At 62.4% G+C, this 24416-nt stretch carries 20 protein-coding genes and 2 pseudogenes; 9 read left to right on the forward strand and 13 right to left on the reverse strand.

Annotated features, from left to right (window positions below; translation table 11 throughout):
* Nucleotides 1–18 precede the first annotated feature (18 nt).
* Both ON753_RS22470 and typA read right to left on the reverse strand, forming a co-directional pair.
* On the reverse strand, nucleotides 19–1071 hold the full coding sequence (locus ON753_RS22470) for a MaoC family dehydratase (RefSeq protein ID WP_265965634.1): 1053 nt from the start codon (nucleotides 1069–1071) through the stop codon (nucleotides 19–21).
* A gap of 336 nt (nucleotides 1072–1407) precedes the next feature.
* Nucleotides 1408–3231 carry a translational GTPase TypA gene (gene typA, locus ON753_RS22475; RefSeq protein WP_265965637.1) on the reverse strand — a complete coding sequence of 608 codons (1824 nt, stop codon included), beginning with the start codon at nucleotides 3229–3231 and terminating at the stop codon, nucleotides 1408–1410.
* A gap of 204 nt (nucleotides 3232–3435) precedes the next feature.
* Between typA and ON753_RS22480 the strand changes: the two genes are divergently transcribed.
* Together ON753_RS22480 and ON753_RS22485 are read left to right on the forward strand one after the other, a co-directional pair.
* Nucleotides 3436–3897, forward strand: a complete 462-nt coding sequence (locus ON753_RS22480) for a MarR family winged helix-turn-helix transcriptional regulator (protein ID WP_265965639.1) — start codon at nucleotides 3436–3438, stop codon at nucleotides 3895–3897.
* Nucleotides 3894–5108, forward strand: coding sequence for a multidrug effflux MFS transporter (locus ON753_RS22485; RefSeq protein ID WP_265965641.1), 1215 nt, complete (start codon nucleotides 3894–3896; stop codon nucleotides 5106–5108). Before ON753_RS22480 ends, ON753_RS22485 begins: the two co-directional genes overlap by 4 nt.
* Before the next feature lie 43 nt (nucleotides 5109–5151).
* Here the strand turns inward: ON753_RS22485 and ON753_RS22490 are convergent, their stop codons facing one another.
* Nucleotides 5152–6726, reverse strand: a complete 1575-nt coding sequence (locus tag ON753_RS22490; RefSeq protein WP_265965642.1) for an alkaline phosphatase D family protein — start codon at nucleotides 6724–6726, stop codon at nucleotides 5152–5154.
* Between the two features lie 235 nt (nucleotides 6727–6961).
* On the opposite strand from ON753_RS22490, the gene folP reads away from it, so the two are divergent.
* The 3 genes from folP to ON753_RS22505 all read left to right on the forward strand — a co-directional run bounded on the left by folP (nucleotide 6962) and on the right by ON753_RS22505 (nucleotide 9865).
* Nucleotides 6962–7798, forward strand: coding sequence for a dihydropteroate synthase (folP, locus tag ON753_RS22495; RefSeq protein ID WP_265965645.1), 837 nt, complete (start codon nucleotides 6962–6964; stop codon nucleotides 7796–7798).
* A 37-nt stretch (nucleotides 7799–7835) separates the two neighbouring features.
* Nucleotides 7836–8357 carry a 2-amino-4-hydroxy-6-hydroxymethyldihydropteridine diphosphokinase gene (folK, locus tag ON753_RS22500; RefSeq protein WP_265967240.1) on the forward strand — a complete coding sequence of 174 codons (522 nt, stop codon included), beginning with the start codon at nucleotides 7836–7838 and terminating at the stop codon, nucleotides 8355–8357.
* A 242-nt stretch (nucleotides 8358–8599) separates the two neighbouring features.
* On the forward strand, nucleotides 8600–9865 hold the full coding sequence (locus tag ON753_RS22505) for a sulfatase-like hydrolase/transferase (protein ID WP_265965647.1): 1266 nt from the start codon (nucleotides 8600–8602) through the stop codon (nucleotides 9863–9865).
* Between the two features lie 38 nt (nucleotides 9866–9903).
* Here ON753_RS22505 and ON753_RS22510 read toward each other — a convergent pair whose 3' ends face one another.
* The 4 genes from ON753_RS22510 to ON753_RS22525 form a co-directional block, all read right to left on the reverse strand.
* Entirely contained in the window at nucleotides 9904–10560 is a 657-nt protein-coding gene (locus tag ON753_RS22510) for a hypothetical protein (protein ID WP_265965650.1), read from the reverse strand.
* A 28-nt stretch (nucleotides 10561–10588) separates the two neighbouring features.
* Nucleotides 10589–11809, reverse strand: a complete 1221-nt coding sequence (locus tag ON753_RS22515; RefSeq protein WP_265965652.1) for an argininosuccinate synthase — start codon at nucleotides 11807–11809, stop codon at nucleotides 10589–10591.
* Nucleotides 11810–12052: 243 nt separating this feature from the next.
* Nucleotides 12053–12715 carry a hypothetical protein gene (locus ON753_RS22520; protein ID WP_265965654.1) on the reverse strand — a complete coding sequence of 221 codons (663 nt, stop codon included), beginning with the start codon at nucleotides 12713–12715 and terminating at the stop codon, nucleotides 12053–12055.
* A gap of 45 nt (nucleotides 12716–12760) precedes the next feature.
* Entirely contained in the window at nucleotides 12761–13378 is a 618-nt protein-coding gene (locus tag ON753_RS22525; RefSeq protein ID WP_265965656.1) for a TetR/AcrR family transcriptional regulator, read from the reverse strand.
* A gap of 182 nt (nucleotides 13379–13560) precedes the next feature.
* Here ON753_RS22525 and ON753_RS22530 point away from each other — a divergent pair, with 182 nt between their 5' ends.
* Together ON753_RS22530 and ON753_RS22535 are read left to right on the forward strand one after the other, a co-directional pair.
* Entirely contained in the window at nucleotides 13561–14022 is a 462-nt protein-coding gene (locus ON753_RS22530; RefSeq protein WP_265965658.1) for a (2Fe-2S)-binding protein, read from the forward strand.
* Nucleotides 14023–14025: 3 nt separating this feature from the next.
* Nucleotides 14026–16216, forward strand: a pseudogene (locus ON753_RS22535) (xanthine dehydrogenase family protein molybdopterin-binding subunit).
* A 293-nt stretch (nucleotides 16217–16509) separates the two neighbouring features.
* Here ON753_RS22535 and ON753_RS22540 read toward each other — a convergent pair.
* The 3 genes and pseudogenes from ON753_RS22540 to ON753_RS22550 form a co-directional block, all read right to left on the reverse strand.
* A complete protein-coding gene (locus ON753_RS22540) occupies nucleotides 16510–17025 on the reverse strand; it encodes a hypothetical protein (protein ID WP_377047072.1) in 516 nt (171 codons plus the stop codon).
* A 149-nt stretch (nucleotides 17026–17174) separates the two neighbouring features.
* Nucleotides 17175–18396 (reverse strand): annotated as a pseudogene (rlmN, locus tag ON753_RS22545) (dual-specificity RNA methyltransferase RlmN).
* Nucleotides 18397–18609: 213 nt separating this feature from the next.
* Complete coding sequence (locus ON753_RS22550) at nucleotides 18610–19119, reverse strand: invasion associated locus B family protein (protein ID WP_265965661.1); 510 nt, start codon at nucleotides 19117–19119, stop codon at nucleotides 18610–18612.
* A gap of 301 nt (nucleotides 19120–19420) precedes the next feature.
* Here ON753_RS22550 and ON753_RS22555 point away from each other — a divergent pair, with 301 nt between their 5' ends.
* Entirely contained in the window at nucleotides 19421–20227 is an 807-nt protein-coding gene (locus ON753_RS22555) for a M15 family metallopeptidase (protein WP_265965662.1), read from the forward strand.
* Nucleotides 20228–20238: 11 nt separating this feature from the next.
* Here ON753_RS22555 and ON753_RS22560 read toward each other — a convergent pair whose 3' ends face one another.
* Nucleotides 20239–21549, reverse strand: a complete 1311-nt coding sequence (locus tag ON753_RS22560) for an NADase-type glycan-binding domain-containing protein (protein WP_265965664.1) — start codon at nucleotides 21547–21549, stop codon at nucleotides 20239–20241.
* A 138-nt stretch (nucleotides 21550–21687) separates the two neighbouring features.
* Nucleotides 21688–22233: an RNA methyltransferase gene (locus ON753_RS22565; RefSeq protein ID WP_265965667.1), complete on the reverse strand. Its 546-nt coding sequence runs from the start codon at nucleotides 22231–22233 to the stop codon at nucleotides 21688–21690.
* A 205-nt stretch (nucleotides 22234–22438) separates the two neighbouring features.
* On the opposite strand from ON753_RS22565, the gene ON753_RS22570 reads away from it, so the two are divergent.
* Nucleotides 22439–23413, forward strand: a complete 975-nt coding sequence (locus ON753_RS22570; protein ID WP_265965668.1) for an NADPH:quinone oxidoreductase family protein — start codon at nucleotides 22439–22441, stop codon at nucleotides 23411–23413.
* Nucleotides 23414–23581: 168 nt separating this feature from the next.
* Here the strand turns inward: ON753_RS22570 and xth are convergent, their stop codons facing one another.
* A complete protein-coding gene (gene xth / locus ON753_RS22575; RefSeq protein WP_265965669.1) occupies nucleotides 23582–24391 on the reverse strand; it encodes an exodeoxyribonuclease III in 810 nt (269 codons plus the stop codon).
* Between the last annotated feature and the right edge of the window lie 25 nt (nucleotides 24392–24416).

Consider the following 24416-nt stretch of genomic DNA (forward strand, 5'->3'; position numbering starts at 1 on the left):
TTTCCGTCGTTCTGTCCGCTATGTCGGCATCAGGGCCCAGTAGTCGAAATCCAGGATGATCCCGTCCAGGTATTTGCCTTCGCCGTCCTTCAACGGGAAATCGGCGCAGGGCAGGTTCCGGGTTGCAGTCAGGCGCAGGCGCAGGGCGCCGACATCCGTGCGCCCCTCCATTTCCACCTTGTCCAGAACCTCCGACCAGGCATAGACGGTGTCCCCCGCTGCCAGTGGTCCCACATGGCGTCCGCCGTTGATCCCGGCGATGTGGAAGGCATTTCCGAGGCCGTTGAAGGAAAGCGCGCGGGCAATCGAGATCACGTGTCCGCCATAGACCAGCCGATGTCCGAAACGGCTGTGCGCCTGCGTGTGCTGGTTGAAGTGAACCCTGGCCGTGTTCTGATAGAGCCGTGTCGCCATCTGGTGCTCGGCCTCCTCCACGGTCATGCCATCGACATGGTCGATCTTCTCGCCGACCGCGTAATCGGCGAAGCGGAACTGCGATCCGGCAAGATCATCATCCCAGTTGCTGGTGTCGAGCAGGGGCACCGCAGAGCCCAGGGATTGCGGGTCCAGCGCGGCAGGCAGGTCCGGCACCACCGGCTCGGGGGGCGGACTGGCGGCATCGCGCTTGTTGACCATCACCCAGCGGACATAGTCCAGAACCTCGGTGCCGCTATCGGTATAGCCGGTCGAGCGGACATAGACGACGCCCGTCTTGCCGTTGGAATTCTCCTTCTTGCCGATCACTTCCGATACGGTCGAGAGCGTGTCGCCCGGGAAGACCGGCGCCAGAAAGCGCCCGCCGGCATAACCGAGATTGGCCACCGCATTGAGAGATATGTCCGGCACGGTCTTGCCGAAGACGATGTGGAAGGTGAGCAGGTCGTCGATCGGCGCGTGGGCATAGCCGAGCGACCTTGCAAAGGCGTCGGAAGACTGAAGTGCGAAGCGGGAGCCGTAAAGGGCGGTGTAGAGCCCATGGTCGCCGCTGGTGACCGTGCGCGGCGTCGCGTGACGGATCACCTGGCCGATCTCGAAATCCTCAAAGAAATTGCCGCGACTGGTCTTGCTCACCACTGCCTCCCGGTTCCTGTCTGTGGAAAGGAGTTAAGCCTATTGCAGCGCACACAAGCAAGATCAACCTTTAGAGGAGTGTGATGAACCGGCCGTCATTCCAGACGGACGAGGCGACACCGAGCGCTGATCCGGAAACCAGACATATATCGCGCTGAAAGCGCAGCCTTTTTAAAGAAGTTTTTGAGTTCGCTCTGCTCACGCTGATTTCTGGATTCCAGATCTGCGTGCAGCTACACTGCACTTGTCTGGAATGACGTTTTTGGGCGTTTCACTCCCCAAATACAAAAAGCCCGGGACGATGCCCGGGCTTTCTGATGCTGATACGTCGTTCGGTTACGCCGATGCCTTGTTGGCCGCGCGGTCGAGGCGCTTGCGCTCGTGCGGGTCCAGGATCGCCTTGCGCAGGCGGATGGACTTGGGCGTCACTTCCACCAGCTCGTCATCGGCAATGTAGGACAGGGCCGCTTCCAGGGTGAGTTTTTTCGGCGTGGTGAGCTTCACCGCATCGTCCTTGCCGGAGGCGCGGACGTTGGTAAGCTGCTTGCCTTTCAGGACGTTCACTTCCAGGTCGTTGCCCCGGGTGTGTTCGCCGACGATCATGCCCGGATAGACCTTGGTCCCCGGGTCGATCATCATCGGGCCGCGGTCTTCCAGGTTGAAGAGCGCGTAGGCGACCGCTTCGCCCATGCCGTTCGACAGCAGCACGCCGGTGTGGCGGCCCTGGATCGGGCCCTTGTAGGGCTCGTAGCCGTGGAACAGGCGGTTGAAGATCGCCGTGCCGCGGGTGTCGGACAGCAGTTCGGACTGGTAACCGATCAGGCCGCGCGTCGGAGCATGGAACACCAGGCGGGTGCGCCCGCCGCCGGACGGCTTCATCTCCAGGAGATCGGCCTTGCGTTCCTGCAGTTTCTGGACGACCACGCCGGAATGCTCCTCATCGACGTCGATGATGATTTCCTCGATCGGCTCCAGCCGGTTGTTCGCGGCGTCGTACTGATAGACGACGCGGGGCCGGCCGACGCCGAGTTCGAAGCCCTCGCGGCGCATGTTTTCGATCAGGATCGCCAGCAGCAGTTCCCCGCGGCCGGAAACCACGAAGGCATCGGCTTCGGCCGTGTCCTCGATTTTCAGCGCGACGTTGCCTTCGGCCTCCTTCATCAGCCGTTCGCGGATGACGCGGGACTGAACCTTGGAGCCTTCGGTGCCCGCCAGCGGACTGTCGTTGACGCGGAACGTCATGGATAGGGTCGGCGGGTCGATCGGCTGGGCCTGCAGCGGTTCGCTCACGGACGGCGCGCACAGCGTGTCGGCAACCGTCGCCCTGGTGAGGCCGGCGATCGAGATGATGTCGCCTGCCTCGCCCTGCTCGATCGGCTGGCGCTCGAGGCCGCGGAAGGCGAGGAGCTTGGAGATGCGGCCGGTCTCGACCACGGTGCCGTCCCGGGAAAGCGCCTTGATGGCCATGTTCGGGAGAGCCGTGCCGGAAACGATCCGGCCGGTCAGGATACGGCCCAGGAACGGGTCGGATTCAATGGTGGTCGCCAGCATCCGGAATTCGCCGCGATCGGCTTCCGGCGGGGCGACCTTGTCGATGACCATGTCGAACAGCGGATCCATCCTGTCCTTCGGTCCGTTCGGGTCGAGCGCCATCCATTCCTGCTTGGCCGAGCCGTAAAGGACCGGGAAATCCAGCTGGTCTTCATTGGCATCAAGCGCCGCGAAGAGATCGAAGACCTCGTCGAGCACTTCTTCGGCACGCTGCTCCGGCTTGTCGATCTTGTTGATGGCGACGATCGGCTTCAGGCCGAGCTTGAGCGCCTTGCCGAGCACGAATTTCGTCTGCGGCATCGGGCCTTCGGCGGCATCCACCAGCAGGATCACCCCGTCGACCATGTGCAGGATACGCTCGACCTCGCCGCCAAAATCCGCGTGGCCCGGCGTGTCGACGATGTTGATACGGGTGTCTTTCCAGACCAGCGACGTCACCTTGGCAAGAATGGTGATTCCGCGCTCGCGCTCGATGTCGTTGGAGTCCATCATGCGTTCTTCGGTGCGCTGGTTGTCGCGGAACGCCCCCGATTGCTTCAGAAGAACGTCGATGAGTGTGGTTTTGCCATGGTCAACGTGTGCGATAATGGCAATATTACGCAGGTTCATGAGTGGGCTCCAAAAGACAGAACGGGCCCTTTGCGGCCCGCATCATGTCTGGATGTGAGATTTCTACAAATCGGCAGCCTCGCCGAATTTGGCGCCTTTATACGCGGCACGGGACGATTGTGCAACGCACTGTCATCGCTGCGCATTGACAGGATGAACGTGAAGGCGTATTTCGTAAGGTAACCTTACTATATTGGAGCGACAATGTCACTTCCTCCGCCGAATGTCGGAGTCACCATGCTGGTCGTGGACCTGGCGCGGTTGCTCCGGCGGCGCTTCGAGGCGGCCCTTCTGGAGGTGGAGACGGGATTGACGGCCGGTGAGGCCCGTACGCTGTTTTACGTGTGGCGCTATCCGGGGCAGCGGCAGTCCGTGCTGGCTGAAGCCATGTTCGTCGAACCGATGACCCTTGTCGGCTATCTGGATTCACTCGAAAGGGTCGGCCTGATCAAGCGTTGTCCCGACGAGAGCGACAGGCGGGCGAAGCTGGTCCAGCTGACGCCAAAGGCCGATCCGCTCCTTGAAAATATCGGCATTGCTCTTCAATCCGTGCGCGCGAAAGCACTTGAAGAGATCCCGAACGACCAACGGAAAACACTGGAATCGCTTCTGCAGACGATGAAGGACAGCCTGCTGCAGGAGGTTCCCAGAGGGAAACACAAATGAACGGCGACAGATCGATCATGAGCGCGCGGCGCACATCGTTGCTCGGGGCGGGGCTTGTCGCCATCGGCCCCATTTCGATGGCGCTCTACACGCCCGCCATGCCCGCGCTTGTCGAAGCCTTCGGGACGACGGATGCCGCCGTCAAGCTGACCCTGACGGCCTATTTTGCCGGGTTCGCGCTCACCCAGCTCTTCTGCGGCCCGCTGACGGATGCCTTCGGCCGCAAGCCCGTGACCCAGGCCTTTCTGACCCTCTATCTCGTCTCCAGCGTGCTGGCGACCTTTGCGCCGACGGTCGAATTCATGGTGGTCGCGCGCGCGCTTCAAGGTGTCGGCGCGGCAGTTGGAATTGCCGTGTCCCGGGCCATCGTCCGCGACCAGTTCACCGGGCAGGCCTCGGCGAAGATCATGAACACCATCGCCATGATGCTGGCGCTCGGACCGGCGGTCTCGCCGACCATCGGCGGCGTCGTCCTTGAACTGTTCGGTTGGCGGGAGGTGTTCTGGTGCATGATCATCTACGGCGCGGCGCTGATGACCGCAGTCGCCGTGTTTCAGGTCGAAACCAATCCCGGGCCCGGAATGCATCATCTCAATCCGAGGCAGCTTGCCAGGAATTACGGTACGCTCCTGAGGGACCCGCGCTTCCTGGCGCCGAGCCTTCTCGTGGGCGCAGGGCTCGGCAATCTTTACGCGCTGGCAACGGTCCTGCCGTTTATCCTGATCTACGAGGTCGGCCTGTCGCCCTCAGCCTTCGGCCTGACCATGATCATCCAGTCCGGTTCCTTCATCGCGGGCACGATTCTCACCGGCCGGCTGCTGCGCATCGTCGATGCGCAGAAACTGGTGCCCTACGGCCTGGCGCTCTGGGTCGTTGCAGCGGCGCTGATGTGCTTCAGCGCGCTGACCCAGGAGCCGTCGATCTTTTCGGTCATGGGGCCGGTGGCGCTGTTCGTCTTTGCCCTTGCGCTGGTGCTGCCGGCAAGTTTCACCGAGGCGATGGCGCCCTTTCCGTATATTGCCGGGGCCGCATCCTCCATGCTCGGGTTCCTGCAGTTCGGCGGGGGCATTGTCGCAAGTCTTGCGATCGCAGCGCTCAGCGATCCGGTCCTTGGTATGGCTTTCATCCTGCCGGGCATGCCCATTGCCGGAATTGTCTGCTACCTGTTGCTCAATCGTTTCGGCCCGCGCAGGCCTGCGCCGGCGGAGTGAAAACGGGCAGGCCGCTCCGGCCCGCCCGCTCCTGATCCGCACCCTAGCCCTGGCGAACCGGGTCGAGCGTGACCTTGTGCAACTCCGTGTCGTCCCGGTCCATCAGGCGCACGGTAAGCTGTTCGCTCTGCCCGTCGATGTCTACCAGGCCGAAGAACTGAAGGCCCATCGAGGGCGGCAGGTTCGCGCCCTGCTCGGCCGTCGGCGCCTTGACGAACTTCACCTCGGGGCCAAAGGTCATGTCGAGATCGTTGGGACCGAAGGTGCCTGCGTGGATCGGCCCGGAGACGAATTCCCAGAACGGCTTGAAGTCCTGGAACTGCGCCTTGTCCGGGTTGTAGTAGTGCGCCGCCGTGTAGTGCACGTCCGCCGTCAGCCAGACGATGTTGTCGATGTCGGCCGACTTGATGAACCGCAGCAGGGCGGCGAATTCGAGTTCGCGCCCTTTCGGTGCCCCATGGTCGCCGTTCGCGACGGCCTCAGCGCCCGCCTGTTCGGAGAAATTGTCCCAGACGATCAGCCCGATCGGCATGTCGCAGGCGATGACTTTCCAGGTGGCGCGCGAGTTGAGGAGCTCGCGTTTCAGCCAGGCGAGCTGTTCCGCACCGAGGATCCGCGTATCGAGGGTCATGCCGTCTTCCATCGAGGCGCCGTTGGGGCCGCGGTAGGACCGCAGATCCAGGAAGAAGACATCGAGCAGCGGACCGTAGGCGATCTTGCGGTAGACGCGGCCGGGCTCGGCCGGCGTATAGCGGATGGGGGTCAGTTCGTGGAATGCACGGCCCGCGCGCGCGGCGAGCACATGGACATTCTTTTCGCTGTAGCGATCGTCGGAGAGGAGGTCCTTGGCAGAAGACCAGTTGTTGACGACTTCGTGGTCGTCCCACTGGAAGAAGGTCGGAACCTCGGCATTGAAGGCGCGCAGATTTTCATCGAGCAGGTTGTATTTCCACTGGCCGCGGTACTCGTCCAGGGTTTCGGCCACCTTGGCCTTTTCTTCGGTGACGATGTTTTTCCAGATCGTGCCGTCCTTAAGTTCCACAGTCTCCTTGAGCGGTCCGTCGGCGTAGATCGTGTCGCCGGAATGGATGAAGAAATCCGGCTGATGGCCGGTCATGGTGGCATAGGTCTTCATGCCGCCGCGGTCGGTGTCGATCCCCCAGCCCTGGCCGGCGGTGTCACCGGACCAGGCAAACCGGATGTTCCGGCGCGAGGCCGGAGCCGTGCGGAAGCGGCCGGTCACCGGGTCTGAGACGGCATTGACGTCATTGAGATCGGCGAAGGCGACCCGGTAGAAGATCTCCTGGTCCGAAGGCAGGTTCTCCAGCAGGCGCTTGGCCGTGAAATCCGTCTCCGGCAGCGCGTCGATCGGCGCAAGCCGCACGGGCGTTTCGAAGGAGCCGGTGGTGTCGATTTCGACCAGCATTTTCGCCGGACGGTCGGCCCGGGCCCAGATCATGCCCGAGTTGGCGTCAACGTCACCGGATTGAAGTCCATGGGTGACAACCGGGCGCGAGGCGGCCCTCGACAGGTTTGGCATGGCGAGCGGCGAGGCCAGCACGAGGCCGGACGCCACGGAGGATTTCAGAAAACTGCGTCGGGAAAAAATGGAAGACATCTTGGCTCCTTGGCTGAGGATTGCGGTTGCAGGTTCCTTGGCAAAACATCAAGAGCGCGCGCGCCATGACATGCGGATGTCCATTCCACGACCGTTCCCTGAAATTTTCATGACAACACCTCCCGTGCTGCTTGACCGGCCGTGCGGGACGCGCCAAACACAGGGCTGTTTTAGGGGAGACCCATTTCAGTCCCGGTCATGAGCCCTGACCCTGAATCGCCTGAAGGACGCGATGATGCCGACCCGGATACCTTATGAACCGCCCCACTTCGATGGCAAGCGCGCCCGCCCGCATGTCATGGGAATTCTGAATGTCACGCCGGATTCCTTTTCGGACGGCGGACAATTCCATGCCGCCGAGGCTGCCCTGGCGCATGCCAGGCAGATGATCGCCGAAGGAGCCGACATTCTCGATGTGGGCGGCGAGAGCACGCGGCCCGGCTCGGAACCCGTGTCTCTCGAGATGGAGTGGTCCCGGCTCGATCCGGTCCTCGGCAAGGTCATCGCAATGGGCGTCCCCGTCTCGATCGATACCTACAAGGCGGAAATCGCCAGGCGCGCCTGCCGGGCCGGCGCGGCGCTCGTCAACGATGTCTGGGGGCTGCAGAAAGACCCGGCCATGGCCGATGCGGTGGCCGAGGCCGGCGTGCCCGTGGTGATGATGCACAACCGGCTGGCGGCCGACCGGGATCTCGACATCATGAGCGACATCGACCGGTTCTTCGAAGTGTCGATGGACCTTGCCGACAGGGCCGGAATTGCGAGAGACAGGCAGATCCTTGATCCGGGATTCGGTTTCGGCAAGACCATCGAGCAGAATTTCGTTATCCTGAACCGGTTCGAGACACTGAAGAAGCACGGCCTGCCGCTTCTGGCCGGAGCTTCCCGCAAGCGGATGATCGCCTCTGTGCTCAACAACGCGGAAGCGGGCGAGCGCCTTTATGGCTCATTGACGGTTCACGTAACCGCCATGGTGAAGGGGGCGGCCATCGTCCGGGCTCACGACGTACGCCCGCATGCCGAAGCTGCGCGGATGCTGGAAGCAACCTTTCTGGAACGGAACCCGACCTGACATGACATCATCCAGCCGGACGCCGGCGACCCGCGCGATGCCGGACGCGCCCACCCGCCGTGCCCCGACCCGCTGTGCACTGGGGCTTGGCGCAAATGTCGGTGATACCAGGGCCACTCTGGACACCGCCATTTCCAGACTGGAGCAGACGGAAGGTGTCACCCTTGTCGCGAGGTCGTCCGACTACCGGGCGCCGCCGTGGGGGCCGGTGCCGCAGGACGATTACCGCAATTGCTGCATCGTCATCGATACGACCCTCACGCCGCAGGACCTGCTCGGCCTTTGTCTTCGGATCGAAAGGGAGTTGGGCCGGGTCCGCGATGTACGCTGGGGCCCGCGGACACTTGACATTGATGTCCTGATCTATGGATTGCAAAGGGTTGTGGAGGCGGATCTGGAAATCCCGCATCCGCGCATGGGCGACCGGGCCTTCGTGCTGATCCCTCTTGCCGAAATCTGGCCGGATGCGCCGCTGGGAGACGGACGCACCGCCATCGAGGCGCTGGAAACCTGTCCGGATCAGGAGGGCGTGGTCAAGTTGGAAGATCGCGGGCTCTGAGCAGTGTGATGGTGTCCGTCACATCGGAAACACGCTAATTTAAGACTTCTGGTGGACACTCCCGGTGGCTAATCGATCAGGTCGCTGACATGTTTTTCAAGAATTTCATCACCTATTTACAGGACAAGCGGCACCGGTCCAGAGAGACTTTGTCATTTGCGGTACTGGCAGTTCTTCTGCCTAATTTACTCTATATTATATTGAGCCTCTTCTACTGTCCGAATAGGACGGTTTTCGTCGTCTTGCTGGGGACGATCTGTTTTCTCGGCGTGCTAATCAACAGATACGTTTTCCTGATCCTGCTGCTTTCCGTGATGGCCGTGGATGCACTGGCGCTGCTCTCGCTGTTTTTTCAGATGCCGCTGCCGATGATGTTCGACTCGCTCCGCTTTGCCGGAAATCTGAGCATTGCGGATTCAGCGGTCTATCTGGCGGGCCTGCTGCTGCTGCTCGTTTCTCTTGGACTGACCTACTATGTCGTCCTCGCAACCAAAACCAAGCTGGATCGTCTCAGCTTCGTTCCATTCCTGTTTGTGCTGTTCACTTTCGCCGCTTTCGACTGGTGGGTGAACGTGCCGCCGCAGGACGCGCTTGCCGCACAAAGCAATTTCGCCGACAGGTTCTCTCCCGTTCGGGACGCAGCAAGTGCGCACGCGGGTCTCGACCAGCATCTTGTGTCCTCCGGGGAGCGGAATATTCTCATCGTCATGGTTGAGGGGCTTGGTGCGTTTGCCTCGCAAGACCACCAGAAACTGGTCTGGGGACCGCTTTTGGGCGAAGAGGTGAAGGAAAGCTATGACGCTGAAAGCGGCACTGCCGTCTATTTCGGAACCACGACATCCGGTGAGGCCCGCGAGCTGTGCAACGTGATGGCGGACTACCGGGATTTTCGCGAGCGCGACAGCGCCGACTGTCTTCCGAAGCGCGCAGTGGAAGCCGGATACAGGACGGCGGCGTTTCATGGATTTACGGGTGAATTCTTCGAGCGGTTCGATTGGTATCCCAAGATAGGATTTCAGGAACTCAATTTCATCGAAAACAACGCCGGCCTGAATCCGGTCAAGCCGCTTCCCCATTGCGGTGTCGCCTTCAGGGGCTTGTGCGATGCCGATGTCGCAAAGTCGGTCGAGGCCTTTCTCTCGGGCCCGGAAGAAGCCCCGAAATTCGCGTATTGGCTGACCTTGAACTCGCACAAGCCTGTGATGCCGGGAGAGGTTCCGGCCCGGCTTTCATGTGACAATGGCGGCGTCTTTGATGATGTGGAGTTGTGCCGTATGGCCGAGCAGTGGCTGAACGTGTCCCATCTGGTGAAAGCAATCGCGCTGAACGAGAATCTGAGGCCAACGGAAATTGTTCTGGTCGGCGATCATCACCCGCCGTTGTTCACGCGCAGCGGACGGCGTCAGTTTCAGCCAGGGAAAGTGGCATGGCTGCACCTGAAGCCGAAGATGGATGATGAAGCCCGGACGGCGGCAGTGCGGTCATCAGCGCAGCGCCCGGAAAACTAAGGTACGGGCACCCCGGACGAGGTCAACGCAGAAGCGTTTCAAGGTCCGACGAACCTGTCCATGTGAAACCTTGCCGTGCCGGCGCTCTGCCGATGGTCGCGGCCGAAGGGGCAGGCCCGCCGGGCAAGGCAGCCGGTCCAGCAGTCATGGTCGCGATGCTCAGCCAGATGGCTTCGGCAATCGCCGGCCCTGTAGCCTTCCTCCAAGGAAATCGCTTCTACCGGACAGACAGTCAGGCAGGGTTTGTCCGCGCAGCTTTCGCAGGGGCCTTTTTCGGGTGCCGGTGCAGCATCGATCAGGCGGCCAGCGGAGAGGAAAGCGGCGCGGAAGCCGGCCCAGGGGCCATATTCCGCATGAGCCAGCACGCCGAGCGGGCTCCTGGAAAAGCCGCCGCATCGCAGCGCCCATTGCTGGAACGGATGATAGGGCGGTCCCTCGAAGGGAAACAGCGCTTCAAAGCCGTAGTCAATGGCGGACGCTGAGAGAATGCGTTTGGTGTAGCGGTCGAGCGGATCGGGGGCGCCGTCCCGAAATTCCGGGCTGCGCGTAAGGTGGGGCCACAGGGAAGGGCCGGTGCTGCCGATCAGGAAAAGGGCTCCGGGTGCCTTGCCGCCGGAAAGGCGAGGCACAGTGCTGTCTCCCTCCACGGCAAAGCCGCCGAGGTAAAGAAAGCCGGCGGCAGCGAGGTCGTCCATCAGTTTCGCTGCCGCCGGTTCGCTCATGTCAGCCGAGGCGGTTGCGCTTGGCAAGCGTGCGCAGGCGCAGGGCGTTCAGCTTGATGAAGCCGGCCGCATCCTTCTGGTCATAGGCGCCCTGGTCGTCCTCGAATGTGACCAGCTCTTCGGAATAGAGCGAATAGGGCGAGGCGCGGCCGACCAGGATAACGTTGCCCTTGTAGAGCTTCAGCCGAACCGTGCCGGTGACATGTTCCTGGCTCTTGTCGATCAGGGCCTGCAGCATGTCGCGCTCCGGCGAGAACCAGAAGCCGTTATAGATCAGCTCGGCGTAACGCGGCATCAACTCGTCCTTGAGGTGAGCCGCGCCGCGATCGAGCGTGATGGACTCCATGGCCCGGTGCGCCGTCAGGAGGATCGTGCCGCCCGGGGTCTCGTAGACGCCGCGGCTCTTCATGCCGACAAAGCGGTTCTCGACCAGGTCGAGGCGGCCGATGCCGTTGTCGCGGCCATAGTCGTTGAGCTTTGCGAACAGGGTTGCCGGAGACAGCTTCTCGCCATTGAGCGACACCGGGTCGCCCTTTTCGAAGCCGATCTCGATATAGGTGACCTCATCCGGCGCTTCGGTCGGATCGACGGTTCGCTGGTAGACATAGGCGGGTGCTTCCTCGGCCGGATCTTCCAGGACCTTCCCTTCCGAGGAGGAGTGCAGCATGTTGGCGTCGACGGAGAACGGGGCTTCGCCGCGCTTGTCCTTCGGCACCGGGATCTGATGCTTTTCCGCGAATTCGAGCAGGTCGGTCCTCGACTTGAAGCTCCAGTCGCGCCAGGGCGCGATCACCTTGATATCCGGGTTCAGCGCATAGGCGGACAGCTCGAAACGCACCTGGTCGTTGCCCTTGCCGGTTGCGCCATGGGCAATCGCGTCGGCGCCGGTTTCTTCGGCGATCTCGATGAGGCGCTTGGAAATCAGCGGGCGGGCGATGGAGGTGCCCAGCAGATAGACCCCTTCATACACGGCGTTGGCGCGGAACATCGGAAAGACGAAATCCGTCATGAACTCTTCGCGCAGGTCATCTACATAGATTTCCTTGATGCCGAGCATCTCGGCCTTCTTGCGCGCCGGCTCCAGTTCCTCGCCCTGGCCGAGATCGGCGGTGAATGTCACCACCTCGCAGCCGAGCTCGGTCTGCAGCCACTTCAAAATGATGGATGTGTCCAGGCCGCCGGAATAGGCCAGCACGACTTTCTTGATGTCACCATGCGCCATTTTAGGGAAGGTCCAATTTGCTGTTCTTGGCGGGTCAACCGCACAGTTGAAAATTTGCGGCAATTTAGCCGGTTCCATGAACAGCGCAAGCCCCGGATAGCGGTCAATGGATTCCCTTGCGCGACTGGGGCGGGAAGTTCCGCATATGGCGCGTAGATGATGCACACCAGTGGCCGATGTGCTCGAGCGTTATGACGGAGCGCAAACCTGGCTCCTGGCGGTTCAGGCAGCCTGCTGACGGATCTACAAACGCTGCAGCCTGGAATAGGCATCCATCATCAGCTGGTCGGCAGCGTCGCTTTCGGTCCGGACTTTGGGTGTCGGTATGGATCCAGTCTCGACACCAAGCGCGAAATCCCTCCAGGCGTTCACAGTGTCCGCAAAATCCTCGGGAGAGCTGCAGGCGGCTTGCTGTTCCTTCGTGCGATCGGAGAAGGTGTGATGCGCGATATAATTGTCGATCGGAACAATGATGTCCGCGCTGAATTCATCTGTCGGAGCGTCCGGACCTTCGCCCCCGGAATTCGTGTCCAGGAGGCGGGCGGTCAGCTGGTGGGAGAACGACTCGTGGTCGTTCCGACCTTTCGAGACAACTTCCATCAATGTGAAACGCGACAGGTGCCGCCATTCGTAAAAGTCCTGTCGGGGTCCATCGACGAGTTTGAGGCCGTTGCGATCGAGTTCGATATGCGTTTCATGCTGCGGCTTGCCCCAGGCCAGAAACACGGCAGCGCCCGTTCCGATGCCTGCGGCGACGGATAAAACCCCCGCCAGGCCAGGATCGACGTTCTGCAGAAGCAGGAACGCCACCACTGCCGCTCCAAGCGAGAAAAATGCGGACAACCCGAATGTGATGACATGGAGTTTGGCGGTGTCGGGCGTGAGGACAAGTGCTTTGGACGACATGAGAAACGTGGCTGGCCTGCGGATACGGTGTTTGTCCTTGCGGCGTTATTCGGCCGCGTTCTTTGCTGTAGCGGAGACGCCATACCGTGCCAGGAACATGTCGACGGTTTCGTCGATAATCTTCGCGACTTCCTCGCGTTCGGGCACGCGGCCGATATGGATGTTCGGGAAAAAACAGCGCGCCTTGATCAGGCCGAGAAACTGCTGCGCGGCGACCGCCGGATCCTCTGCCGCCAGTTTGCCCTCGCGGGTCGCGCGGTCCATGAATTCGGTGAAGACGGAGAGCTTGGTCATCCGCTTGTCCATGTCGTCTGCAAGTTCCGGGTCGCGGATGGTTTCGCTCATCACCATGCGGGCCAGACCCATGAAACAGGGATTGACCATGAGCTCGCCCTCCGCCCAGCCGAGGCGCAGCAGCGCGTCGCGGATCGGCAGGTCAGGATCGTAAGGGATCTCCAGCGCCGAATTCACCTGGTCGGCGAGGCACTGGTTTATCGCCCGGAACAAGGTGTCCTTGCTGTCGAAGTGATTGTAGACGGTTCGCTTGGACACCTGAGCGCGTTCGGAAATCCGGTCCATGCTGGCCCCGGCATAACCCTTTTCCTGAAACTCTGCGATGGCGGCTTCGATGATTTGTTTTTTCTTCTTATCTGAAACTGACATTCCTATCTCATATTCACCCCTGTGCGCATTTCTGTCCGATGACAGTGCCCCCACCCCTTTCATCCCAGAATTCCGCCCTTATGTAAACTAGGGCGTTTACAGATACAAAATTCCTGATTAGACTATACGGTGTAGTTTACTTCCTTTAGCCAGTTCTGGCCAGCCAAAGGAGATTTCTCCTCATGTCCGTTACACTGAAAATCAACGGGGAAACGCGCACACTCGACGCCGACCCCGACAGCCCGCTGCTATGGGCGCTGCGCGACGAACTTGGAATGACCGGTACCAAATTCGGCTGCGGCATCGCTTCCTGCGGAGCCTGCACCGTTCATCTCGACGGCACCCCGATCCGCTCCTGCCAGACGATGGTGGGAGATCTGGAGGGTGCTGAAATCACCACGATCGAAGGCATCAACGGCAAGGCGGCCGACGCGATCCAGGCCGCCTGGCAGGACCTGGACGTGCCGCAATGCGGCTACTGCCAGTCCGGCCAGATCATGGCGGCCACGGCGCTCCTGAGCGAAACGCCGAAGCCGACCGACGAAGACATCGACGCCGCCATGGACGGCAATGTCTGCCGCTGTGCCACCTACGCCCGTATCCGCAAGGCAATCCACCTTGCCGCCGACAAGATGGAGGGCTAAGCCATGCTGCATCTTCTGGAAAGACCGCTTGAAGCTCCCAAACCGACCCGCCGCACATTCCTGAAACTCTCCGCCGGGGCCGCCGGCGGCCTGGTGCTCGCCATGAAGCTGCCGGGCGCGGCGCAAGCCGCGGCTGGTGACGGCGAATTCATCCAGCCCTTCGTCCATATCCGCCCGGACAACACCGTGGCTGTCCTGTCCAAGCATCTCGACATGGGCCAGGGCACGGCGAACGGCCTGGGTCTGCTCGTCGCCGATGAACTCGATGCCGCCCACGACCAGATGGTCTCTCGAGTTCGCTCCGTCCAATCCGCAGGTTTACGCCAACTCGATGTTCGGCGTGCAGGGGACCGGCGGTTCGACCGCCATGGCCAACTCCTTCATGCAGTACCGCCAGGCAGGCGCCGCGGCCAAGGCGATGATCATCGTGGCAGCTGCCCGGGAATGGGGCGTGCCGGCCGCTGAAATCACTGTGTCGAATGGCGTCGTCTCGCACCCGTCCGGCAAGTCCGCCTCGCTCGGAGACCTGGCTGGCCTTGCGGCGGGGGAAGAGGTTCCGGCGGAACCGGTCCTGAAGACGCCGGATCAATGGGTCTATATCGGCAAGTCCTTCCCGCGGCTTGACGTGAAGAACAAGACCTTCGGCGCGCCGAACACCTATACGATCGACTTCCAGCGCGACGGCCTGCTGGTGGCCGTGGTCGCCCGCTCGCCGCGCTTCGGCGGCAAGGTGAAGTCGTTCGACGCCGGCGAGGCCGAGAAGGTGCCGGGCGTGGTGAAGATCCTTGAGATCCCGAACGGGGTTGCGGTGGTTGCCAGGTCCACGTGGCCGGCGATCAAGGCCCGCGATCTCCTCAAGGTTGAATGGGACGACAGCGGAGCGGAAATGCGCTCCAGCGACGCCCTGCTGGCCGAGCTCAGGGAGATGACCGCGGCACCGGGCATCAAGGTACGCGAAGACGGCGACGTCGATGCGGCCCTGGAAAGCGCCGCCAAGGTCATCGAAGCCGACTACGATTTCCCGTTCCTTGCCCATGGCACAATGGAACCGCTCGATATCGTCCTTCACTTCGACGGCGAAACCGCCGAGTTCTGGTTCGGTTCCCAGATCCAGACGATCGACCACAACGTCGCGGCAAACGTGCTCGGCATCGGTTTCGAAAAGGTCAGGATCAACACGTTGTGGGCCGGGGGCTCGTTCGGCCGCCGTGCGCAGGGGGACGCTCATCCGGTTGCGGAAGTCGCGGCCCTGGCAAAGGCCATGCTCGAAGCAGGCATGGATCCGGCGCCGGTCAAGGTTGTCTGGACTCGCGAGGACGACATGACCGGCGGCTACTATCGCCCCATGTCGGCACACAGGATCAGGGTCGGGCTCGACGCGGACAACAATGTCACCGCGTTCAAGTACAACATCGCAGCGAAATCCATCATGAAGGGAACGCCGTTCGAATCCGTCATGATGAAGGACGGCGTCGACCACAGCATGACCGAGGGTGTGCACGACACGACCTATGCATTCCCGCTCGTCAACATGGACCAGGCTTTCCAGGAAACGCAGGTCCCGGTTCTGTGGTGGCGCTCCGTGGGGCACACTCACACGGCCTATGTCATGGAAACCATGGTGGACCGCATCGCCAGGGAAACGGGCAAGGACCCGGTCGCCTATCGTCTGGAGATGATCAAGGAGGACCCGCGCAAGGTGAACGTGCTGAAGCTGGCGGCCGAAAAGGCAGGCTGGGATACGCTGGCTCCGGAAGGCAGGTTCCGCGGCGTGGCGGTTCACAAGTCCTTCGGCTCCTACGTTGCGGAAGTTGCGGAGATCTCCTTCCGGGACGACGGCACCGTGAAGGTCGAAAAGGTCACCGCCGCGGTCGATTGCGGCACGCCGGTCAACCCGGACAATATCCGGGCGCAGGTGGAAGGCGGCATCGGCTACGGTCTCGGCGCGATCCTGCGCAATCAGGTCACGCTGACGGACGGCATCGTCGAGGAAACCAACTTCGACACCTACGAGCCGCTGCGCATGTCCGACATGCCGGAGATCGAGGTGCATATCGTTCCCTCGACCGAAGCCCCGACCGGCATCGGCGAACCGGGCACGCCGCCCATCGGCCCTGCGGTCGCCAATGCGGTCGCCGCAGCCAGGAACGAGTGGATCACCAGCCTGCCGCTGGCCAAGGCCGGTCTCGTCTGAGAAAGGTTCTTGCCGGACAATTGTGTCGGTGCCGCAAACGAAGAGAGGCCGCCGCGAGGCGGCCTCCAGGCTGATGACAGACCTCCGGCTCATCATCCCGGACGGAGCGAAGCGGAGATCCGGGATCGGGGAGCCGAGGCCTGCCGGTTGGAACACCAGGGCTTGTGACTCTCCGATCCCGGCTCGCGCTACGCTTGGCCGGGATGACGACGGAGAGGAAGCGGTTTGCCAGCAAACTGAGAGGCCGCCGTGAGGCGGCCTCTTGCCGTTTCAAGCCGCCGGGCTTGGACCTTCTAGGCCCGGGCTGTCCGCGTTTCGCGCCAGCGCACGACGGCCGCCGTGACGAGGCCGAAGATCAGGTGGCCGACCAGCGATGCCCAGGTGAGCTGGATGAAGCCCAGGAAAGGCGGCAGGCCGGCGAAGATATGCGCCATCACGTAGAGCGCGAAGACCCACAGGCCGATGCCGAAACCGAGGCCGACGATCCACCAGGGCAGGAAAGGCGTTGCAATGCGGGCGATCGGCCGGGCGATGAACAGATAGCCGAGCGGATAGAACACGATGCCGACAACGGCGTGGATCGCTTCGGCAAGGAAGAGATTGCGGAAGCCGAAGACGGATTGCACGAGCGCGGCCGGCTCCAGCGGGCCGCCGACCCAGAACGGCGTGATCGCCCTGGCCCAGACTTCCCAGGCAATGTCGGCGGCAAGGCCGGCGAGGATTGCGGTGACGAAGGTCGCGGCGGTCAGCGCGGGAAACAGGGATCGCGCGGGCGGTTTCTGCTGAATGGAATTCCCGGTCATGGACATCTGGATCACCCCCGTGGTCGATGTTCATTCAAATGGACGGGACCAACAGTCCCGGCCCATCGGAAATGACGCCAATTGGTGATCCGTTCAAATCACGGAATGGTCAGACCGGATTGACCGGACTTGCGGGTGCGGCGCGAGGTTCCGCGTCAGTCCTGCGCCGTCAGCGCGTCCCGATCCTTCTTGCGCATGCGCTCGGAAGCCGATTTCAGCTGGCCGCAGGCGGCGAAGATGTCGCGGCCGCGGGGCGTGCGGATGGGCGAGGCGTAGCCGGCGCGGTTGACGATATCGGCGAATTCCTCGATCCGCTCCCAGTCGGAACACTCGTATTCGGAGCCCGGCCAGGGATTGAAGGGGATCAGGTTGATCTTGGCCGGAATGCCCTTCAGCAGCCGGACAAGGTCCAATGCGTCCTTGTTGCTGTCGTTGACGCCCTTCAGCATCACATATTCGAAGGTGATGCGCTTGGCGTTGGACAGGCCCGGATACTGGCGGCAGGCGTCCAGAAGTGCCTCGAGGTTCCATTTCTTGTTGATGGGAACCAGAACGTCGCGCAGCTCGTCGCGGACGGCGTGCAGGGAGATGGCCAGCATGCAGCCGATCTCGTCGCCTGTGCGGAAGATCTCCGGCACGACACCGGAGGTCGAAAGCGTGATGCGGCGCTTGGACAGCGACAGGCCTTCACCATCGGAGGCGATCAGCAGCGCCTTTTTCACGTTGTCGAAATTGTAGAGCGGCTCGCCCATACCCATCATGACGATGTTGGACACCAGCCGGCCTTCGGAGGGAACGATGGCGCCCTGCGGCGTATCGGCCTGCGGAAAATCGCCCAGCCGTTCGCGCGCCATCAGGATCTGCGAGAGGATTTCCTCCGCCGTCAGGTTGCGCACCAGCTTCTGCGTGCCCGTGTGGCAGAAAGTGCAGGTCAGCGTGCAACCGACCTGCGAGGAGACGCAGAGCGTGCCCCGGCCCTCTTCGGGAATATAGACCGTTTCAACCTCGACCGGGCGGCCGGCGCCGCGCGGGGAAGCGGAACAGCCATTTGCGCGTGCCGTCGACGGAAATCTGCTCGGAGACGATTTCCGGGCGCTCAATGGCGAAACTCTCGTCGAGTTTGGCACGCAGGTCCTTGGCGATATTGGTCATCTGCGCGAAGTCGGAAACACCGCGCACATAGAGCCAGTGCCAAAGCTGCGATGCGCGCATGCGCCATTGTTTCGGCGGCACGCCGATCGTGCCGAGCGCTTCTCCCAGCTCTTCGCGGCTGAGGCCGATCAGCGTGGGCTTTTCGTCGGCGGGCAGAATTCGTGCCGCCGCTGAAACCGTCTGCGCGTTCGGATTGTCCCGCGCGATGTCGAGCGTAATCGCCATGTCGTGATCCGTTTTCTCATCCGGCGCTGTTCAACGCGTCTGGCTTGTCGGACGCGGCTGCCGGGCAGCCTGATCTGCAGGCTGGAAATTCAGCACACCCAAAACCACAAACGGTGCCAAAAATCAAGTTTTCCCGCGCGGGCAAACAGAAATGCCCGGCGGGCGCCCGCGCCCCCCGGGTCGATCTCGAAAACGGAGAAAGAAGCCTGCCGGTTACTTGCAGGCCGCGCTTGCGGTATCGATCGCCGCCGTCACGCCGGATAGCGAGAACTTATAGGTCGTCTTCGTGCCCCGGCTGGATTCGCCGCTCGCGGTCATTTCCCGGCCGGCTTTCATGGCGGCGACCAGTTGTGCTTCCGTCGCCGCGTTTTCCACCCAGGCACCGTCATTGTTGGTGAACAGGGTAAAGGCCTTGCCGTCGACATCGACGCTGACCGAGGACTTGTCCTTGAACGGATAGCCGACAAGCAGGCTCGGCTCCGAACTGACGCCTTCCGCGGGACGGGTCGTCACGAAAAAGAATACATCCCCATGATTTCGGTCTCCGGGGAGCAGCGTGGTCGGCTTGGTCAGTGCATAGCAGACCTTGCCGCTGCCGCTGGTCAGCGCGTATGCCGCCCAATCATTGTGCTGCTTCAAGAGAGTCGGGGTCTGTGCGAAAGCCGCTGCACTCGAAACGGCTAGACCTGCAAGGGCTAGAACCAGCGATTTTGCTTTCATCATCTCCACACCGTTTGGCTATCAGTTTTCGTCGAATTCACTTCAATTGCCACCACACATATAAACCTTGCTTTAATGATAAATTAAAGCGGGTTACGAAAGGGTTGAAGCCCCGGCATTTGATGGTGCGATTTTCGACGCTCCCGTTGTTGTTAAGCCTCTTGCGGCTAATCGCGGCAACAGTGTGGCGGCAAGCCGGAAACCTGGCTTTTGAACGATATCGAAGCCAAATAGATTGCGGCGTGGCGCGCTTGACGGCGTTTGGGAGTGCCCGACGCGTTCACGTCGCGCCCGAGGAGGCCCATTGAGACAGTCTGCGGAAGAAGCCGGCGCCACTGAAGCCGCCATCGCCGCGAGGGCGACATTCCGGCGCATGGCGGCCCGGTGTCTTTCCGGGCGGCTGTTTCTGGCCGCGAGCCTCGTCGGATGCTGGTTTCCGGTCTCCAGCCATGCCGGCGCGCTGCCGGAAGGATTTGTCCATTTGCGCGATGCCGTCCCCGAAATCCGGCAGGACATGCGCTATGCGGGGCGCGAGAACTTCATGCGCAAGCGTCTGCCGGGGTACCGGGCGGGCGAATGCGTGTTAACCGGGGCGGCGGCGAAGGCGTTGCGCAAGGTGCAGAATGCCGCCGTGAAAGCCGGGTATTCCCTGGTGGTCTTCGACTGCTACCGGCCGCAGCGCGCCGTGAACGCCATGGTCGACTGGGTCAGGGACGGTACGGGCACCGATCCGGCCTATTTCCCCGCCGTTCCCCGTTCGCAGCTGATCACCAGGGGCTATATCGGCGCCAAGAGCAGCCATGCGCGGGGGTCGACCGTCGATGTGGGGCTGGAGCCGCTGTCGGGAGCGCAGCAGGGTGGAGAAACCGGGGCATGCGCCCGCACGGATCCGGGGACCGCTGATTTCGGAACGCCGTTCGACTGCTTCGATCCGGCAAGCCGAACCGGATCGAAGGCCGTGCCGGTATCGGTGCAGGCGCTGCGCCGGGAACTCGTCGGCCTGATGGGCGCCGGTGGCTTCAGGAACTACCCCGGCGAGTGGTGGCATTTCACCCTTGCGGACGAGTCGTTTCCCGATACCGCGTTCGATTTCCCGATCGAGCGCCGCTGAGGCCGGCCCTGTCAGTCCGCGAATGTCGGGATGAGTTCGGAAAACGCCGTGTCAGCATATCTGGAGCCGGCAAACACGCTGCCGATTTCGAGCTCAAGCCAGGTCGTTTCAACCGGCGGATCGATGCTGTAGCGCTTGGCGGCCATCGTGTCCGGCAGGCTGATCGTCTGACTTGTGCCGTCCGACAGCAGGATGGTGGCGGTCCTGACGCGGGCGTTCTTTGTGAAAATATCCCGGCTCTTGGCATAGCCATTGACGATTTCGAAGCCTGAGAGTTGCCTTGGGCGGTCAAAGGAAAACAGGATCCGCTCGCCCGTGCCGTCGCCGGAAACGCCTTCCACCCATGCAGTGGCCGTGTTGCCGTCAAAGAGATTGGCCGGGCCGTAGCGGTTGCCGAATTGCGGATCGAGCACGGAACTCGCGCAGACCCGCCAGCTTCCGCCAAACCTGTCTGTCGTGCTGCAGGTGCCGCCCTCCAGGGAGGGGAGAGGCAGGTGTCGCGTTTGCGTGAGCGCTGCGGGCGTGCTTGCGGCATGTTGCACGGTTGCCGCGGCGGCGTCGCCGGACCGTCCGCCGAAATAGAATTCGCCGATCAGGGCCTCGTTCAGCCAGGGAAGCTGCCGCTCGCCGGTCGTTGCGTAGACGCTTTCGCGCACACGGCCCATCAGGTGGCGGACTTCCAGGTCCGGCGTGTCGATCAGCCGGGCCAGGGCCTCGGTGAAGGGGCTGTTGCTGCCTTGACCGTCGAGGGCGACGTCTCCGGGCGCGGTGGCGAAGGCGATCATCATGCCGGCCGCGTTGGCTTCGAGCCGGGCAAGCCCGTTGGCCGTTCCCCGCGACAGCGAGCGTGGCAGCGGATTGTTTCGGCAGGCGTCCAGAAACACCAGTTTCAACCGGGCGCCGGAAGCATCCATGATCTCCAGGAGATCATCCGCCCTGACCGCCTGTCCGGGCAGCTCCGTCGATGCCTCCACCACGGCATCGACCGGCAGGAGCCAGTTGCGCCCGTTCACCTGAACGCCGTGGCCGGCATAGAAGACGACCGCCACATCCGCGCCCTGGGCCTTGCGTCCGAACTGGGTGAGCCCGTCGTAGAAGGCCTTGCGGTCGCCATCGATGATCCGCACGACGTCAAAGCCGAGGCCGGTCAGTTTTGCCGTCATCAGATTGGCATCGCTGGCCGGATTTACCAGTGCCGGCATCGCCTTGTACGCGCCGTTGCCGATGACCAGGGCGACCTTGCCGTCCGCCCGGGCGGTGCCAGGCTGCACCAGCAGCAACAGGGGAAGCAACAGGGTCAGAAGGCCTGCAATCGCTCTCATCAATCCGGTCATCCGCGTTCAAGAAGCAGTCAGGCCAGAAAACCGTTGCGCTGGAACGAAAGCAAGCGGTTTTCGGGCTCGCGGCCGGCCGGGCCCGTCAATTCGTGTTGCCGGTCATGTTTCGGGCCGGCAGTGCCGTCATGTTCCGGGGACTTTTCTGCCCTTGCGCATCACCGGGCCGCCGCTGACATGCCTGGGGCGCTCGATTTTCGGCGCTCCGGCCGTGACCGGTCTGTCGGCATAGCGGCCGAGCGCCCGGTGGCGGTCATACATGACGATTGCGCCGGCCATGGCGACGTTGATGCAGAATTTGGTCGGTATCTTCACGACATGCTGGCAGCGTTCCAGCATCTGCGGCGACAGGGAACCGCGTTCGGGGCCGAGCACGTAGGCCGCCTGAAGCGGATGGCCGAAGCTCGGCAGATCGATGGCCTCGTCCGTCAGCTCGATGCCGACGAGCTGGCAGCCGCGGGGCAGGTCCATGGTGTCCACGCTGTCCCAGTTGAACACCGGCAGATGGCCCGGACTCTTGGACGTGTCGGAAGGCGGCGTCTTGCGGATCTTCTGGTCCGCGTCGACGGTGAAGAAGAAATTCGCCCCGAAGGCATGGGCGGAGCGCATCAGGGTGCCGAGATTCATTCGTTTCGAGAGGCCTTCCGCCCCCACCGCAAAATATCCGCGCATTTTTGATTGTCCGTTGTTCTTGTTGACGTGCCTGCGGCCCGGTTCTCTTAGCCGAAACTTCCCCCGGATCAAAATCCCCGGGGTCAAATTCCCGGGGGGCCAGAATGTTCGCAATGCGGAATCGCCTGCCTTATCCGGAAAGCGTATAGGTGCCGCCGGCAGGTATTGCTATCGTGGGCCGATCTTCAGTCCGTTCGAGGTTGCCGTGAAAGCCTGTCTTTGCAAGTCCTTCGGCCCGCCGTCCGCCCTGGTCATCGATGAGGTTCCGGAGCCCGTGGCGGGGCCGGGAGAGATCGTCGTCAAGGTCGGAGCCTGTGCGCTCAACTTCTTCGACACGCTGATCATCCAGGGCAGATACCAGTTCAAGCCCGAGATGCCGTTTTCCCCGAGTGCCGAATTTGCCGGACATGTCGAGACGGTCGGTGAGGGGGTGTCGGAGTTTGCTCCGGGCGACCGGGTGATGGGTTATATGCGCTGGGGCGCGGCTCGGGAGAAGGTCGTGGTCAGCGCAAGCGAGCTCGTCAGGCTGCCGGACGGCGTTTCCTTTGAGACGGCCGCAGGCCTGACGGTGACCTACGGCACGACGCTGCATGCCTATCGGGATCGGGCCGATCTGAAACCCGGCGAGACCGTCGCGGTTCTCGGCGCGTCCGGAGGTGTCGGCCAGGCGGCGGTGGAGATCGCCGCCATCATGGGCGCAACGGTCATCGCCTGCGCGTCCTCGGAAGAAAAGCTGGATTTCGCCCGCTCCCTCGGCGCCGGCCTGACGGTCGACTATTCGCGCCGGAACCTGAAGGAGGCGCTGAAAGAACTGACGGACGGCAAGGGCGTCGACGTGGTCTATGACCCGGTGGGCGGCGAGCTTGCCGAACTGGCCCTCAGGGCGACTGCCTGGGAGGGCCGGTTCCTGGTGGTCGGGTTCGCGTCCGGAGACATTCCGAAAATTCCGCTCAACCTTCTGCTCCTCAAGGGCTGCGACATGCGCGGCGTCTTCTGGGGCGAAGCGCTCAACCGCGACCCGGAAGGCCACCGGAAAAACATGGCGCAACTTCTCGACTGGGTACAGGCCGGCCGGCTGAAGCCGCATATCCACGCGGTTTATCCGTTGGAAGGAACCGCGGCCGCGCTGGACGAGATCGCCGCGCGCAAGGTGCGCGGCAAGGTGATTGTCCGGCCCTGACCGGGCTTGCGGGGAGCCCAGTCGCGAATTCGGAGGTCTTTTGGATCTGATGAGTATCGCCGCAAACTCCCTCTCCCCCGCAAGGGGGAAAGGGGTGCCGTGCGGGCTGGCCGGGATCTCAACTGCGACTTTGCTGAGCGTCGTCCATACAGACAAGTGCAGGTCGATCTAAACCGAAAACTCCGCAATGACCGGGGCATGATCCGAGGGCTTTTCCCAGCCGCGGGCGGCGCGCAGGACACTGGTGCCCTTCACGTGCGGGACGAGCGGCCTGGAGACCCAGACATGGTCCAGCCGGCGGCCCTTGTCGGCTTTCTCCCAATCCTTCGCCCGGTAGCTCCACCATGTGTAGAGCTTTTCCTCATGGGGCGTGAAATGGCGCATGGCATCCAGCCAGTCCCCGGCCGCGCGCACCCTTTCGAGCAGTTCCGTTTCCACCGGCGTGTGGGAAACCACTTTCAGGAGCTGCTTGTGGGACCAGACATCATGTTCGAACGGGGCGACGTTCAGGTCGCCGACCAGGATGGCCGGCTTTTCCGTCTCGATGCCGCAGAGCCAGGCCTCCATTTCGGCCATGAAGTCCAGCTTATGGCCGAATTTCGGGTTGATGGTCCGGTCCGGCTCGTCGCCTCCGGCCGGCACATAGAAATTGTGCAGGCGCAGGCTGGAGCCGTTGAAGGGAACATCGGCCGCCACGTGGCGGCTGTCGCCGATCATGCAGAAGTCCCGCTTCTCGACATTGGTGAGCGGCAGCTTGGAGAGCGTCGCGACGCCGTGGTAGCCCTTCTGGCCGTGGATGGCCATGTGGTGGTAACCGGCCTTGCGGAACGCGTTTTCCGGAAAGTTGGCGTCCGGGCACTTGGTTTCCTGCAGGCAGATCACATCCGGCGCGATTTCGTCGATCAGCTGTTCGACGATCGGCATGCGCAGGCGCACGGAATTGATGTTCCAGGTAACGAGTTTGAGCCGGTCGGTCATGGGATCCTTGCCAGGGCAGTTTGCA

This window comes from Roseibium salinum (assembly GCF_026240905.1).
GTDB classification, from domain to species: domain Bacteria; phylum Pseudomonadota; class Alphaproteobacteria; order Rhizobiales; family Stappiaceae; genus Roseibium; species Roseibium salinum.

Coding starts and splice junctions, on each gene's coding strand:
- typA (WP_265965637.1), bottom strand. CDS start 3,231: ATGAACCTGCGTAATATTGCCATTATCGCACACGTTGACCATGGCAAA.
- ON753_RS22480 (WP_265965639.1), top strand. CDS start 3,436: ATGTCACTTCCTCCGCCGAATGTCGGAGTCACCATGCTGGTCGTGGAC.
- ON753_RS22485 (WP_265965641.1), top strand. CDS start 3,894: ATGAACGGCGACAGATCGATCATGAGCGCGCGGCGCACATCGTTGCTC.
- ON753_RS22490 (WP_265965642.1), bottom strand. CDS start 6,726: ATGTCTTCCATTTTTTCCCGACGCAGTTTTCTGAAATCCTCCGTGGCG.
- folP (WP_265965645.1), top strand. CDS start 6,962: ATGCCGACCCGGATACCTTATGAACCGCCCCACTTCGATGGCAAGCGC.
- folK (WP_265967240.1), top strand. CDS start 7,836: ATGCCGGACGCGCCCACCCGCCGTGCCCCGACCCGCTGTGCACTGGGG.
- ON753_RS22510 (WP_265965650.1), bottom strand. CDS start 10,560: ATGGACGACCTCGCTGCCGCCGGCTTTCTTTACCTCGGCGGCTTTGCC.
- ON753_RS22515 (WP_265965652.1), bottom strand. CDS start 11,809: ATGGCGCATGGTGACATCAAGAAAGTCGTGCTGGCCTATTCCGGCGGC.
- ON753_RS22520 (WP_265965654.1), bottom strand. CDS start 12,715: ATGTCGTCCAAAGCACTTGTCCTCACGCCCGACACCGCCAAACTCCAT.
- ON753_RS22525 (WP_265965656.1), bottom strand. CDS start 13,378: ATGTCAGTTTCAGATAAGAAGAAAAAACAAATCATCGAAGCCGCCATC.
- ON753_RS22530 (WP_265965658.1), top strand. CDS start 13,561: ATGTCCGTTACACTGAAAATCAACGGGGAAACGCGCACACTCGACGCC.
- ON753_RS22540 (WP_377047072.1), bottom strand. CDS start 17,025: ATGTCCATGACCGGGAATTCCATTCAGCAGAAACCGCCCGCGCGATCC.
- ON753_RS22550 (WP_265965661.1), bottom strand. CDS start 19,119: ATGATGAAAGCAAAATCGCTGGTTCTAGCCCTTGCAGGTCTAGCCGTT.
- ON753_RS22560 (WP_265965664.1), bottom strand. CDS start 21,549: ATGAGAGCGATTGCAGGCCTTCTGACCCTGTTGCTTCCCCTGTTGCTG.
- ON753_RS22565 (WP_265965667.1), bottom strand. CDS start 22,233: ATGCGCGGATATTTTGCGGTGGGGGCGGAAGGCCTCTCGAAACGAATG.
- xth (WP_265965669.1), bottom strand. CDS start 24,391: ATGACCGACCGGCTCAAACTCGTTACCTGGAACATCAATTCCGTGCGC.